The sequence below is a fragment of the Specibacter sp. AOP5-B1-6 genome, assembly GCF_052376555.1.
GTDB lineage: Bacteria > Actinomycetota > Actinomycetes > Actinomycetales > Micrococcaceae > Specibacter.
This window is the reverse complement of record NZ_JBQSVT010000065.1, coordinates 1-13,370: the sequence shown is the minus strand read 5'-3', so window position 1 is coordinate 13,370 and position 13,370 is coordinate 1. Positions and strand designations below refer to the sequence as shown.

Below are 13,370 nucleotides of genomic sequence, written 5' to 3'. Positions count from 1 at the left end.
AGCCGTTCCTGCAATGAACTGCTGCGCTCCGCGCTGCAGCCCGTTGCGGCCCTCAGGCCTGCAGTAGCGGCCCAAAGGCGGAACGGTCGCCCTGGCGGGGGTCTTCCCGGTCCCGCACCACCATGATGGGGCCCTTGGCGTGGTGCCGCACCCCATCCGTGGTTGAGCCGAGCATCATGCCCGCGAATCCGCCCCGCCCGCGGGTGCCCATGACCACCAGCTCGGAAGTCTCCGAGGCGGTCACCAATGCGTCAACTGCCGATCCTTCAAGGAGTCTGACCTCGATCGGAAGCTTGGGGAAGTGGTTGCGCAGCCACTTTTCGCCGGCGTCGAGTTGGATCTGAATTTCGGAAAACAATGCCTCGCGGTCCACGGGGGCCGGCATCCAGGCAAGCGACCCGGTGTACGGCTGGACGGCGCAAATAATCCGCAGGGTACAGCCTGAGCGCTCTGCCTGCTCGGCGGCCAGCAGGACAGCGTAGCGGGCCTGGTCCGAGCCGTCGACTCCTGCCGTGACAACTTTTTCAAGCTTCGATTCAGCTGCTTCGGCTTCGGGGCCGTCCCCGAGGCGCGGTGCGCAGCTCAGGGGCACCGTCACCGTGGGGCATTTGGCATGTGCCGGCAGTGCCGTGCTGACGTTGCCAAGGAGCCTGCCGATGAACCCGCCGCGGCCGCGCGAACCAAAAACGAGCAGTTCCGCGGTTTCGCTGAGTTCCAGCAGCACTCCCGCCGCATCGCCGTTTTCAACGCGCGCGTCGATCTCGATGTCGAGGTGGGCGATCTTGCCGGCCGCTTCGCGAAGGATGGCCTCGGCACCTTGGCGGATGACGTCGTCGTCCACTGTGGCATAGCCGCCGTCAAGGCCGGAAGCGGCAAAAATGGGCACTGTGTACGCTGTCACCATATGCAGCGGAACCTTGCGCGCCTTGGCTTCCCTGGCAGCCCAAATCAAGGCGCAGCTGCCTTGTTCCGAGCCGTCGATGCCAACCACGATTCCAGTGGGGCTGGGGACTTTTCCGGGCGTTTCGCCCTGCGGGGTTTCCTCTGGGCTGCTCATGCTGCGCCTCCTGGTGCTCGTGTGCCGGAGGGTGCAGAAACGCCTTGGCGCCTCCCCTTCGCGGCCTGTACCTGTGACTATTGCGGGTTCGGCTTGGCTCGTCAAGTTGCGCCACGGCGCGGCACGGAAGTCGCTCATCCGGCACGCACCCGGGACTGCCCGGCATGTGGCAGAGTTGAGACCGGAATCACACTTCGAAGGTAGGTTGCAATGATGGAACTGCTTGAACCATTCCTCGCCCGCGGGCTCCGGGGCGGAGCGGCCCCCGAGGGCACCTGGGCCGCTGCCGATGCAGCCTGTGCGGAACTCGCCGCTCCCATGGCGGTCTTGGATCTCGAGGCGCTCTCCTTCAACGCAGGCTCACTGCTGCGCCGCGCAGCAGGCAAGCCCATCCGCGTGGCCAGCAAGTCGATCCGCAGCAGGGACGTGCTGCGCGCCGTGCTGGGGCACCCCGGATTTGCCGGCATTCTCGGCTTCACGCTGCCTGAGGCCCTGTGGCTTGCAAACGATCCCTCCAATGCGTTTACCGACATTGTTGTTGCCTACCCAACTGCTGACGGGCCGGCATTGCGGGCTCTCGCCGCCGACCCCGTCGCGTGCGCCCGTGTCACCTTGATGGTCGACTCCCAGGAGCAGCTGCAGTGGATGGCGGCCACGCTGGCGGGGCTGGCGCCGGCCGCGCCCATCCGGCTCTGTCTGGATCTTGACGCCTCGTGGCGGCCGTCGGTGCGCGGCCGGGCCCTGGGGCACATTGGCGTCTACCGTTCGCCGGTGCGCACTGGCGCGGACGCCATTGCCGTGGCCCTGGCGATCAACAATTACAGGAAGGGGTCGTTCCCACTGTTCACCTTGGTTGGCATCATGGCTTACGAAGCGCAGATTGCGGGGCTGCAGGACTCCCCGCACACCGCCAACAAGGTTGCGGACGCGGCAAAGTCTGCCGTCCTGCAGCGGATGCAGCGTTCCTCCATGGCGGAAATCACCCACCGCCGTGCCAACGTCGTGGCCGCGGTGCGCAACATCGTCGACCTGGAATTCGTCAACGGCGGGGGCACCGGCAGCCTCGAACTCACCACCGTCGACGTCTCGGTGACCGAACTGGCCGCCGGGTCAGGCTTGTTCGGCCCCACCTTGTTCGACGGTTATTCACGCTTCACCCCGGCGCCGGCCGTGGGCTTTGCCGTGCCAGTGGTGAGGCGGCCCGCACCCGACGTAGTCACGGTGCTTGGCGGCGGGTGGATTGCCTCCGGGCCCGCCGGCCCGGACAGGTCCCCGGTGCCGGTGCACCCGGCCGGGCTGGCCACGATCGGCACCGAAGGCGCCGGCGAGGTCCAAACACCCCTGCGCGGCCCGGCAGCCGCGCAGCTGCGCATCGGCGACAAGGTCTGGTTCAGGCATGCCAAGTCTGGCGAGGTTTGTGAACATGTGGACGCCTTGGAGATGCTCGACGGCGGCCAAAGGGTGGGCACGGCGCCAACCTATCGCGGGGAAGGGAAGGCGTTTGCATGAGCGTTTTGCAGGGCGAGTGGCGCAATTGGGCCGGGGACCAGCGCTGCCGTCCGGACGCCGTCGCACGGCCCGGCACGGTCGCCGAAATCTCAGCACTGGTGGCGGGCGCTGCGGCCGCCGGCAGCACCCTCAAGGCGGTGGGGGCCGGCCACAGTTTCACTGACATTGCCCTGACCGACGGGATCCAGCTGCGCCTTGACGGCCTCAGCGGCCTCCTGGCGGTGGACCGCGACGCCAAATTGGCAACCCTGGCCGGCGGCACCCGCCTGCATGAGATTCCGGCACTGCTGCACCCGTATGGGCTGGCCATGGAAAACCTTGGCGACATCGACGCCCAGTCAATCTCCGGTGCGATCTCCACGGGAACCCACGGCACCGGGTTGAAATTTGGCGGCATAGCCACCCAGGTGCGGGCCTTGACCCTGGTGACCGGGACCGGAGAGGTGCTGCAGTGCTCGGCCACGGAGAACGCCGACGTGTTCGCCGTCGCGCGGGTGGGGCTCGGGGCCCTTGGCATCATCACCTCCGTCACCCTGCAATGCGTTGACGCTTTCATGCTGCACGCCGTCGAGCGCCCGGAACCGCTGGCGGAGGTCCTGGCGTCCCTGGCCGAACGCAATGCCGCCCGTGACCATTTTGAGTTTTACTGGTTTCCGCACACCGACTTCGCACTGACCAAGACCAACACCCGCCACCCGCTGGGCGCGCTCCCTCCGGGCGTGGGCCCGTTGTCGAAAACCTCGCATCTGGTGGACGACATCCTCGTTTCCAACGCCGTGTTTTCTGCCCTGTGCAATGTCACGGGCAAGGTGCCTGCAATGATTCCCCGCGTCAACAGGGTGGCCTCCAAATTGACGGGCAACCGGGAGTTTGGCGACGCCTCGCACAGGGTGTTTGCCACCCGGCGGACGGTGCGCTTCAGGGAAATGGAATATGCACTGCCGCTGGAACGCATCCCGGAGGCATTGCGGGAGCTCAACACAATGATCAAGCGCCGCGGACTGCAGATTTCTTTCCCCGTGGAGGTCCGCAGTGCGGGCGCCGATGACATTGCCCTGTCCACCGCGAACAACCGCCAAAGCGGCTACATTGCCATCCACCAGCACATCAAATCCGAGCCCTTCGAGTACTTCAGGGCAGCCGAGGAAATCTTCCGTTCGCACGCCGGACGCCCGCATTGGGGCAAGTGGCACTTTCTCCATTCGAAAGACTTTATGCAGCTCTACCCAGACCTTGAAAAGTTCTGTAAGGTTCGAGATGTTCTCGATCCCAAGAGGGTGTTCCGCAACGCCTATCTGGACCGGGTACTGCCCTGATTTTCGTCAAGGCACACCCGCGCTCCGCGGATGTGCCGCCCGCCAGTTCTCCTACCGTTCGTGGAGGCATTTGCCATGATTGCTGCGACTTTGACTGCCAGACCCCCGGCAGTCCCGTCTTCAGCACCAGAGAAGACCACCACCATTGTGATTGGTTCAGGCTTCTCGGCGCTGGCAGTGGCTGCCGAACTCAACCGGCAGGGCATCGAGGCAATAGTTGTGGACAGCTTCTGCCCCTTGAAGCAGTCCACCCCGCTGCAGCCCACCACGGGCGGAATCAGCCTTGACGCGCTCAGCGAGCGCAGCGAAATTGTCCGGCTGCTTGAGCACTACGCCCGCCGCCACAGCCTTGACATCCGCCCGGAAACCCAGGCCCTGGAGCTCACACGGGCACGCCACGGCGCCTCACCGCACCGCCAGTGGCGTGTGCACACGCCAACAGGAATCCTAAGCGCACACAGCGTTGTTTTCACCCGCGGCGCACTAAGCCAGTTGCGCCGCGTACTGCACAGTGTCGGCGTCACCACCGCCACCGACGTACGCTCCGGCATGCATTCCCTGGGCTTGTACCTGGTGGGGGTGGGCGACCTTGCCGTGCCCACCACGCAGGAAATATTGCATCAGGCCAAGCGTGCGGGCAAGTCGATCTCCGCCCGCATTGCGGAACGCGAAATGGAATCACTGTCGGCGCTGGCCTGACAGCCGCCTTCCATGAACGAGGCTCCGGCGGCGGCTGCCGCCCGAGAGTGCTTAGTCTTCCTTGCCCAGCCGACGGCGGGCCACCACCACCAGTGCAACCACCAGTCCCAGCAGCACGGCTACCAAGCCAATCACGCTCCACGGCACCGCGCTTTCGTCCTGGACCGGTTCCTGGGCAGCTTCCGATTGGGGCTGGATCGAGGCCACCGGGCCGGCACCCACGCCTGCGCCGGCAGTGCCGGTCGAGGCGGCTGTTGCCGTGAAGTGGAATTCGCCCTCAATCGGGTGGGAGTCGGAAGACACCAGCCGCCATTTCACCGTGTATTTTCCGGCCGGGGAGCCTGGGCGCACCCGCTGGGTGGCCACCTTGTCCAAAACATCCACGTCACCGGCAGCCCAGTTGGTGCCGGCCTCGTCAACAACCAAAACCTGCGAGCCAATCACCGCCGGGGTGTTGCTCAAACTGATTTCAATCTTCTCCGGAACACTCTCCACGGTTGCACCGTCCGCGGGCGACGTGCCGGTGATCGAGTCATGCGCCAAGGCCGCCGTGGATGACCCGAGCAGCAAAAGCAGCACGGCCAACAACCCTGCCAAAGCACGTCGCACGAGCTTTGCCGGTGTCGTGTTCGTCTCACCAAGCCGAGGACTAACGGGACTCTTCACAGCGGGAATTCCTTTGGTAGATGGAGGGAAGCCACCTCACGGTATCCCAGATTCATGGGAGTTCCCGGAGAACGGCGGGGCCGGGTGAAGTGACGCTCAAGGGGTGAGGTCCCGCCGTCGTGCTTGAAGCAACGGTGAAATGCTGCCAGGCCCGCCAAACTGGCCCGCTCCATTACCGGCTAGTATTTGCTCGAATAACTTTTTTATATTTCACTTTGCCCGGAGGGCTCTTTATGGCTACCACAACGGATGTCCAGCTGTCAGCGGTCGACAAGTATTTCAAGATCACCGAGCGCGGCTCGAACTACTCGCGGGAGATTCGTGGCGGCTTCGCGACGTTCTTTGCCATGAGCTACATCGTGGTCTTGAACCCGCTGATTCTGGGTGGTGCCGATTCCACCGGCGGCGAGCTCGGGCTGGAACGGGTTGCCGCCGTCACGGCGTTTGTGGCTGGTGTGCTGACCATCCTGATGGGTGCCTGGGCCAAGCATCCCTTTGCGCTGGCTGCGGGCCTTGGCGTGAACGCGTTTGTGGCGGTCACGGTTGCCACCAATCCGGGCCTGACGTGGCCCGACATGATGGGCCTGGTGGTCCTTTCGGGCATCACCATGTTCATCCTGGTGCTCACGGGGTTCCGCACGGCGGTGTTCAAGGCCGTGCCCGAGGGGCTGAAAACCGCGATTGTTGTGGGCATCGGCATGTTCATTGCGCTCATCGGCCTCGTCAACGCCGGTTTTGTGCGCCGCATCCCCGACGTTGCCGGCACCACTGTCCCGGTCGGCCTGGGCTTTGACGGCAAGCTCATGGGCTGGCCCACGCTGGTGTTTGTGGTGGGCCTGGTGTTGACCATTGGCCTGGTTGTCCGCAAGGTCAAGGGCGCCATCTTGATCGGCATCGTGATTTCCACCGTCCTGGCGAACATTCTGGAGATGACCCTCCACATCGGCCCGTCCTTCGACGGCACCACCAACAACCCGCAGGGCTGGTCGCTGGTGTCCCCGCAGCTTTCCGAGTGGTCGCTGCCCGATTTGTCCCTGCTGGGCCAGGTGAACATCTTCGGCGCCTTCAGCAAGCTGGGCGCCCTGGCGGCAATCCTGCTGGCGTTTGTGATCCTGCTGAGCATCTTCTTTGACGCCATGGGCACCATGGTCGGCCTGGCTGCGGAAGCCGGCACCATGGACAAGGACGGCAACATTCCCGACGTGGACAAGGTTTTGCTCGTCGACGCCTTTGGTGCGATCGCCGGCGGTGGCGCGTCAGCCTCATCCAACCAAATATTTGTGGAGTCCGGAGCCGGCATCGGCGAGGGCGCCCGTACGGGCCTGGCCTCAATCGTGACCGGGCTGCTCCTGCTGGTGGCCATGTTCGCCACGCCGCTGATCAAGCTGGTCCCCTTTGAAGCCGTGGCGCCCGCACTCGTGGTGGTCGGCTTCATGATGGTCTCCCAGGTCGGCAAGATCGACTGGTCCGACTGGGGCATCGGCATCCCCGCCTTCCTGACGTTCACCTTGATGCCGTTCACGTACTCCATCGCCAACGGCCTGGGCGCCGGTTTCATCGCGTTCGTCCTGATCCGCTTGTTCCAGGGCCGCGCACGCGAAGTCCACCCCCTCATGTGGGCCGTCGCGGCAGCGTTCCTGCTGTTCTTCGGCATCGGCACCGTGGAAGCCCTGTTCGGCGTCGGATAACCCGAGGGCCCTCCCGGCACTTCACCACATAATTCGAGTTTGCACTTGTTGGACCGATTCACCCGATTTTTCGGGTTTTCGGTCCAACAACTGCAAACTCGAATTCGTTAAGGGGCCTGCGGGCGCCCAAGCCGCCGGGAAGGATCAAAGCACCTTGGAAAGGAACGCCCTGGTCCGTTCGTGCTGTGGGTTGGCAAGCACCTCGCGAGGGTTGCCGGATTCCACCACGACCCCTCCGTCCATGAAGACAAGCGAATCGGCCACTTCCCGTGCGAAGCCCATCTCGTGCGTCACCACGATCATGGTCATGCCGGTGCTGGCCAGTTCCTTCATGACGTCCAGGACCTCCCCCACCAGTTCGGGGTCGAGTGCACTGGTGGGTTCGTCAAAGAGCATCAGCTTGGGATCCATCGCCAATGCCCGGGCGATGGCCACCCGCTGCTGCTGGCCGCCGGACAAGTGGGCCGGGTAATGGCCGGCCTTGTCGCCGAGGCCCACGCGTTCCATCAGCTCGATGGCGCGCTTGATCGCTTTCGCCTTCGGAATCCCCTTGACCCGCATGGGAGCCTGGATGATGTTCTCCAAAGCCGTCAGATGGGGAAAGAGATTGAAGCGCTGGAACACCATGCCAATTTCGCGCCGTTGGAAGGACGCTTCCTTGGGCCTGAGCTCATAGAGCTTTTCACCCTTCTGGCGGTATCCGACAAGCTGCCCGTCAACGGAAAGCCGGCCGGCGTCCACACGTTCCAGGTGGTTGATGCAGCGCAGGAACGTCGACTTGCCCGAGCCGCTGGGCCCCACAAGGCACAGCACCTCTCCGGACTTGACTGTCAGGCTGATGCTTCTGAGCACCTTGTTTGAGCCGAAACTCTTGGACACGCGGTCCGCGTGCACCATGGGTGTGCCGCTCATTGCTTGCCCTCCGTTTTGTTGTCCACACGAATGTTCGTGATGTCGGCCCCGGCTGGCAGCGGCCCGCGCGGATGGGGCGACTTTTCCGCCTTCCGCTGACCGGACCCGCGGGCAAACCGCTTTTCAATGAAGTGCTGGCCGACCATGAGAATCGATGTGAACAGCAGGTACCACAGCGAAGCCACAATCAGCAGCGGCACCGGCGTAAACGTCACGGCTGAGATGCCGCGTGACACCCCGTACAGGTCGATGCTCAGCGGGATGGCCGCGACGAGGGATGTGGTCTTGAGCATCGAGATGACCTCGTTGCCGGTGGGCGGGATGATGATGCGCATCGCCTGCGGCACCACGACAACACGCATCGTCTGGCCCCACGACATCGCCAGTGCCCGCGATGCTTCCTCCTGGCCCTCATCGACGGAAAGCAGCCCCGCACGGACAATTTCGGACATATAGGCGGCCTCGTTGAGCGCGAGGCCGATGACAGCGGTGACGAACAAGTTGGTGAAGATGTCGTTCTGAAAGGAGATCCACGGTGTCATGAACGGCACGCCGACGGTGAGGACCGGATAGATCAGGGCAACGATTCCCCAGAAGACCAGCTGGACATAAACCGGCGTCCCGCGGAAGACCCAGATGTACAGCCACGCGACGCTTTTGACCACGGGGTTTGGCGAGAGCCTCATGATGGCCAGCACCAGGCCCAGAACGATGGCAATGACCATGGCGTAGACCGTCAGTTGCAGCGTGACCAGTGCAGCCTGGCTGATCCTTTTGTCGAAAATGTATTTGCCGACATTGGCCCAGCCGAAGTCTTCGCGCTGGGCTGCGTCGATGACAAAAACAGCCAGCATCAAGACCAGGAGCACCGCGATCAGGACACGCCAAGGGTGGCGCAGCGGGACAGCCTTGATGGCCTCCCCCTCCTGTTCGGCAGCTAGTGGTTCATTCTCCGCTGCCGTGCCGCCCGGACTCTGGGGATTCGTCACGGCTAACCCTTCGCAGCCACATTGATGGCGGCCGTCTCCACGCCACCGCTTTCCACGCCCCACTTCTTAAGGATCTCGGTGTAGGAACCATCATCGATGAGCGACTGCAGGGCCTTCTGCAGGACCGGCGTGAAGGCGGAGTCCTTGGCGACAGGAATACCATAAGGTGCCACCTCGAACGCGTCGCCGGCAGTCTGAAGTTTCTTCTCTGTCTTCGAGATCGCGTACAGGGTGACCGGCGAGTCGGCGCTCATGGCGTCAACCTGTCCCACGATCAAGGCGTTGGTTGCCTGGTCCTGTGCATCGTATTTGAAGATCTCGATGGCGGGCTTCCCCGCATCCGTGCAGGCCTTCGACTTGGCGGGGACCTCGTGGGTGTCCTCGTAGGTGGTGGCCTGCACCGCAACCTTGAGTCCGCAGGCGTTGTTGGGGTCAACCGTCTTACCAGCCGGGGATGCCCACTGGATGCCGGCCGAGTAATAGTTGATGAAGTCGACCTGCTTTTCGCGCTCGAGGGTGTCCGTGAAGGACGACATGCCCATGTCATCCTTGCCGCCGTTGATCGACGGCAGGATGTTGTCGAACGTGCCAATGTCGAAATTGACCTTCAGGCCCAATACTTGCCCCAAGGCATTGGTCAGATCCACCGACCACCCTGCGGGCTTCCCGTTGGCGTCCTTGAATTCGTTGGGCGGGTAGTTGTTGGCCATCCCCACGTTGAGAACACCGGCGCTCTTGATCTTCTCCGGCAGCTCCGCTGCAATGGCATCGTTCTTCTTGATTGCCACGCTGTCCGACGGTGACGACGAGTCGCCACCACCAGGAGTGGACTCACTGTTGTCAACGCAGCCCGTCAGCATGAGAGCGACAACCGCAACGGCGGCGGGAAATGCGAAAATGCGGCGCATGGGGAATCCTTAAGTTGTCATTGTGAGTCACTGGATCAACATCGAAGTCAGCGAACTGGCACAACTTGGTTGGATGGCGATAACTGAAACGTCCACAACGGTCATCGAGCTTGCGGCGCCTCAGCCCTGAGACTGTTGCCCGGCTCACACCGGACGGCCCGATGAACCTAAACATACAGGTACGCCCGGCCGTCCGTACGCCCCGCCGCGTCAATGTTGCTCCTTGTCACGCCCTGCGCAACGGGGAAGTCAGCCCGCAGACCACAACCAATTCCAATACCACGTCGCCGACCAGGGCCGACGTGATGAGCGGGTTCACGCGTTCCCCTCCCCGCTCCCGCCCTCATCTGAGTTGGCAGGGCGAGTCTGCCATGTCAGACGGCCACTCCCCCGTCCTGCTGGCATTCGGCGGCGTCCTGATGTTGGCTGGAAGCATGGACTTTACGCAGCTCGCCATGGACGTTCCCCCCACCGCTTGGACTGGCCGGGACGACGGCGCCGACCCCGCCCACCGCCGCTGGTGGCAGGCCGTGGCCAGTCCCGCCGCGCCGTCACTGGACGCCTCGGAGCCCGGACCCGCCGCCCTCATTGGTTTTTGCTCCGACGCCGGGGTGCTGCGCAACCATGGCCGCACGGGCGCCGCGACCGGGCCCGCCGCCATCCGTGCGGCCCTTGGCACCCTGGCCTTCCACGGCTCCCGAGCCATCACCGACGCCGGCGACATTGTGGTTTCCGCCGACGCCCTCGAGGCCGGCCAGGCCCGTGCTGGTGCCGCCCTGTCCACAATGCTCGACGCCGGACAGCTCACCTTTGTCCTGGGCGGCGGCCACGAAACAGCTTTTGCCAGCTACCTTGGCGTGGCAGGCACGGCTGCCGTGGCCAACGGGGCCCGGCTCGGCGTGCTGAACCTGGACGCCCACTTTGACCTGCGCGACGCCCCGGCACCCAGCTCGGGCACGCCGTTCCTGCAGATGGCCCGCGCCGAAGCCGCCGCAGGCCGGGAACTCAATTACGCCGTCGTCGGCATCAGCGAGCCAAACAACACGCGTGCACTCTTCGACACCGCCCACGACCTGGACGTGAAGTACCTGCTGGACGAGGACTGTTCGGCGGATCGCACGCAGGGGTTTGTGGACTCGTTCCTGGAGACCGTCGACATTGTGTACCTGACAATTGACCTCGACGTGCTGCCGGCGGCAACGGCTCCCGGGGTCAGCGCCCCTGCCGCGTACGGAGTGCCACTGCCGGTGATCGCCGCTGTTTGCCGCCAGGTGGCCGCCAGCGGGAAGCTGTTTCACTTTGACGTGGCGGAGCTGAACCCGGCGTTCGACATCGACAACCGCACCGCCAAGGTCGCAGCCCGCCTGATCGACACCCTGCTGCGCTGACTCTCCCCACCCACCATCTAAGCCGCAGAAGTGGTTGCCGAATCAGCCATTTACAGTTGATTCAGCAACCACTTCTGCGGGGTAGTTGCAAGAGGGAGTCCCCGCCGTCCCCGCGCTTTAGGGATTGGTCTCAAGCATTTTCTGCCCGCGGGGCCCCCATTCCCGGATCGATCTGGTGCGGGCCACTGGCTGACGGCCGGATATCAAAGTCAAACATCGCCGTCGGCAGGTAGATCGTTGAACACGAGTTTGGGATGTCCACCACGCCGGAGAGCCGGCCCTCCACCGGGGCCGCGCCAAGGAGCAGGTACGCCTGCTCGGGCGCATAACCGAACTTGGCCAGGTAGTCGATCGCGTGCAGGCAGGCACGCTGGTAGGACAGATGCGAATCAAGGTAGCGCTGCTCGCCATCGAGAGTCACCGATGTTCCCGAGAACGCCAGCCACTCACTGAACTGCGGCTCCACCCGGCCCGGCATGAAGATGGCGTTTTCGTGCACCCCATAGGTTTCCATGCCCCCGCGAATAATGTCCACCCGCAGGTCAATGAACCCACCCATTTCGATGCCGCCACAAAAGGTGATTTCGCCGTCGCCCTGTGAGAAGTGCAGATCACCGACCGAGAAATTGGCGCCGTCCACAAAGACGGGGTAAAAGATGCGTGTGCCTTTGGAGAGGTTCTTGATGTCCTGGTTTCCACCATTTTCCCGAGGCGGTGCGGTGCGTGCAGCCTCGGAGCCAACCCGGGCCCATTGATCCGCGGGCAGCCCGCCAAGGACGGCGTGTTCCGCTTCCGGCGGCAGCGCCAGCGGCGGAACACGGTGCGGATCGGTGGCGATCAAGTCACCTTCGCGCTTGTTCCACTTGGCCAGCATCGCTTTCGACGGCGCCGTTCCCATCAACCCGGGGTGGATCAGGCCCTCAAAAGCAACACCCGGTACGTGCCGTGAGGTGGCAACTTGGCCGGTGAAGTCCCAAATGGCCTTATAGGCATCCGGAAATTGATCGGTCAAAAAACTGCCGCCATTGTTTTTGGCAAAGATGCCTGTATATCCCCAGCCCTGGCCGGCAAGCGGGCCGGAGTCCTCTTGAGGGATGGGCCCCACGTCAAGAATGTCCACCACCAGCAGATCACCAGGTTTGGCGCCTTCGACGCCGAAGGGGCCGGACAGGGTGTGCACTGTCAACAAGGGCGCCTCAAGAATGTCCTGGGCGGTGTCGTCATTCTTGATGGCCCCATCGAACCACTCACGGCAATCGACCCGAAAAACGTCGCCGGGTTTGACGGTGGCAACGGGTGGGATCTCAGGGTGCCACCGATTGTGGCCGAGGGCTTCCTGATCCCTGAATTTCTTGTTCGAATCGAGGCGGAAGATCACTTCTGGCATGATGCTACTCCTTTGACGACGTTCTACTTATGGGGTCTGGGTGCGTTCTTCAGGCAGGAGCTAAGGGCGGGGAAGCTTTTGGTGCAGCGGATTCCCGGTGTAGCGGGTGGCCTTCTTCGACGCGCCGGTTCGGCCAGAGACAAGTTGCGGTTCATGGGCGCTGCGCTTGGTGGAATCGATCAGCTTGTACTCCGGGCTGTTTCCGATCGACAGGCGCGCGGAACTCATCTGGCGGCGCGCCGGTTGCCCGCACTGCGGGCAGGGAGCCAGGTCCGGCACTTCTGCCATGGAGAAGGCTGCCTCAAAATGGGTGCCTTCGGAGCATTGAAAATCATAAAGTGGCATTGTTTTTCCTATCACGCCGCGATTGGCAGGGGTCCACGATTTCTTTTGGACAAGGCAAATGAACCACCAATAGCCAGGGTGGTTAATACCGCCTGCAAGGTCGTGTCCACGGCAGTTCTTACATACTTTTCCGTAGGCAATGTCAATGCCGGAATGGTAGCGGTCAAGAAAGCCACAAAGATGGTTAATCCGAAGAGGTAGAGGCCGGAGGCGCCCAAAACAGCGGCCGGATCCCCATTTGCTTGCGCCAAGATAATGGTCGAAAGAATAATCTGCATGACTACGACGAAAAAGTTCATCACAGCCGCTGATTTTCGCGGAATTTCGCCAAGAGCATGAGTCCGTTTATGAAAAGCGCAGCGCCCACGTACAACAGACCATCGTTACTCACCAATACTTCCCTTCATCAGGGCGGGCAAATAATTACCTTGGCTGAGAAAGGATAATATTTCCAAACCAATATATTTCCCAACAGTAGCGGCCGAATATAGGCCGAGTCAAGGGGT

General features: G+C 63.0%; 13 protein-coding genes. 5 read left to right on the top strand and 8 right to left on the bottom strand.

What is annotated here, in order from left to right; genetic code table 11:
• Nucleotides 1-52: 52 nt before the first annotated feature.
• Complete coding sequence (locus ACT3TS_RS18880) at nt 53-1,057, bottom strand: universal stress protein (RefSeq protein ID WP_444533071.1); 1,005 nt, start codon at nt 1,055-1,057, stop codon at nt 53-55.
• A 210-nt stretch (nt 1,058-1,267) separates the two neighbouring features.
• Between ACT3TS_RS18880 and ACT3TS_RS18875 the strand changes: the two genes are divergently transcribed.
• From ACT3TS_RS18875 to ACT3TS_RS18865, 3 genes are all read left to right on the top strand, one after another.
• Complete coding sequence (locus ACT3TS_RS18875) at nt 1,268-2,566, top strand: amino acid deaminase/aldolase (RefSeq protein WP_444533070.1); 1,299 nt, start codon at nt 1,268-1,270, stop codon at nt 2,564-2,566.
• Complete coding sequence (locus ACT3TS_RS18870) at nt 2,563-3,882, top strand: D-arabinono-1,4-lactone oxidase (RefSeq protein ID WP_444533069.1); 1,320 nt, start codon at nt 2,563-2,565, stop codon at nt 3,880-3,882. Before ACT3TS_RS18875 ends, ACT3TS_RS18870 begins: the two co-directional genes overlap by 4 nt.
• Before the next feature lie 75 nt (nt 3,883-3,957).
• Nucleotides 3,958-4,581, top strand: a complete 624-nt coding sequence (locus ACT3TS_RS18865; RefSeq protein ID WP_444533068.1) for an FAD-binding protein — start codon at nt 3,958-3,960, stop codon at nt 4,579-4,581.
• Nucleotides 4,582-4,632: 51 nt separating this feature from the next.
• Here ACT3TS_RS18865 and ACT3TS_RS18860 read toward each other — a convergent pair whose 3' ends face one another.
• Nucleotides 4,633-5,247, bottom strand: a complete 615-nt coding sequence (locus tag ACT3TS_RS18860) for a copper resistance CopC family protein (RefSeq protein ID WP_444533067.1) — start codon at nt 5,245-5,247, stop codon at nt 4,633-4,635.
• 233 nt (nt 5,248-5,480) lie between these two features.
• Between ACT3TS_RS18860 and ACT3TS_RS18855 the strand changes: the two genes are divergently transcribed.
• A complete protein-coding gene (locus ACT3TS_RS18855) occupies nt 5,481-6,935 on the top strand; it encodes an NCS2 family permease (RefSeq protein ID WP_444533066.1) in 1,455 nt (484 codons plus the stop codon).
• 144 nt (nt 6,936-7,079) lie between these two features.
• Here ACT3TS_RS18855 and ACT3TS_RS18850 read toward each other — a convergent pair whose 3' ends face one another.
• From ACT3TS_RS18850 to ACT3TS_RS18840, 3 genes are read right to left on the bottom strand one after another with little or no spacing between them, the layout of a single operon-like run.
• Nucleotides 7,080-7,847 (bottom strand): amino acid ABC transporter ATP-binding protein, encoded by a 768-nt coding sequence (locus ACT3TS_RS18850; RefSeq protein WP_444533065.1) that lies wholly within the window; start codon nt 7,845-7,847, stop codon nt 7,080-7,082.
• Entirely contained in the window at nt 7,844-8,836 is a 993-nt protein-coding gene (locus ACT3TS_RS18845) for an amino acid ABC transporter permease (protein WP_444533064.1), read from the bottom strand. Before ACT3TS_RS18845 ends, ACT3TS_RS18850 begins: the two co-directional genes overlap by 4 nt.
• A 2-nt stretch (nt 8,837-8,838) precedes the next feature.
• Nucleotides 8,839-9,744 carry an ABC transporter substrate-binding protein gene (locus ACT3TS_RS18840; RefSeq protein ID WP_444533063.1) on the bottom strand — a complete coding sequence of 302 codons (906 nt, stop codon included), beginning with the start codon at nt 9,742-9,744 and terminating at the stop codon, nt 8,839-8,841.
• Nucleotides 9,745-10,178: 434 nt separating this feature from the next.
• On the opposite strand from ACT3TS_RS18840, the gene hutG reads away from it, so the two are divergent.
• Nucleotides 10,179-11,132, top strand: coding sequence for a formimidoylglutamase (hutG, locus tag ACT3TS_RS18835; RefSeq protein WP_444533073.1), 954 nt, complete (start codon nt 10,179-10,181; stop codon nt 11,130-11,132).
• A 130-nt stretch (nt 11,133-11,262) separates the two neighbouring features.
• Here hutG and fmdA read toward each other — a convergent pair whose 3' ends face one another.
• From fmdA to ACT3TS_RS18820, 3 genes are read right to left on the bottom strand one after another with little or no spacing between them, the layout of a single operon-like run.
• The gene (gene fmdA / locus ACT3TS_RS18830) at nt 11,263-12,519 is read right to left on the bottom strand and encodes a formamidase (RefSeq protein WP_444533062.1); all 1,257 of its coding nucleotides are present in this window, start codon (nt 12,517-12,519) and stop codon (nt 11,263-11,265) included.
• 60 nt (nt 12,520-12,579) lie between these two features.
• A complete protein-coding gene (locus tag ACT3TS_RS18825) occupies nt 12,580-12,864 on the bottom strand; it encodes an FmdB family zinc ribbon protein (RefSeq protein ID WP_444533061.1) in 285 nt (94 codons plus the stop codon).
• An 11-nt stretch (nt 12,865-12,875) separates the two neighbouring features.
• Entirely contained in the window at nt 12,876-13,163 is a 288-nt protein-coding gene (locus ACT3TS_RS18820; RefSeq protein WP_444533072.1) for a hypothetical protein, read from the bottom strand.
• Between the last annotated feature and the right edge of the window lie 207 nt (nt 13,164-13,370).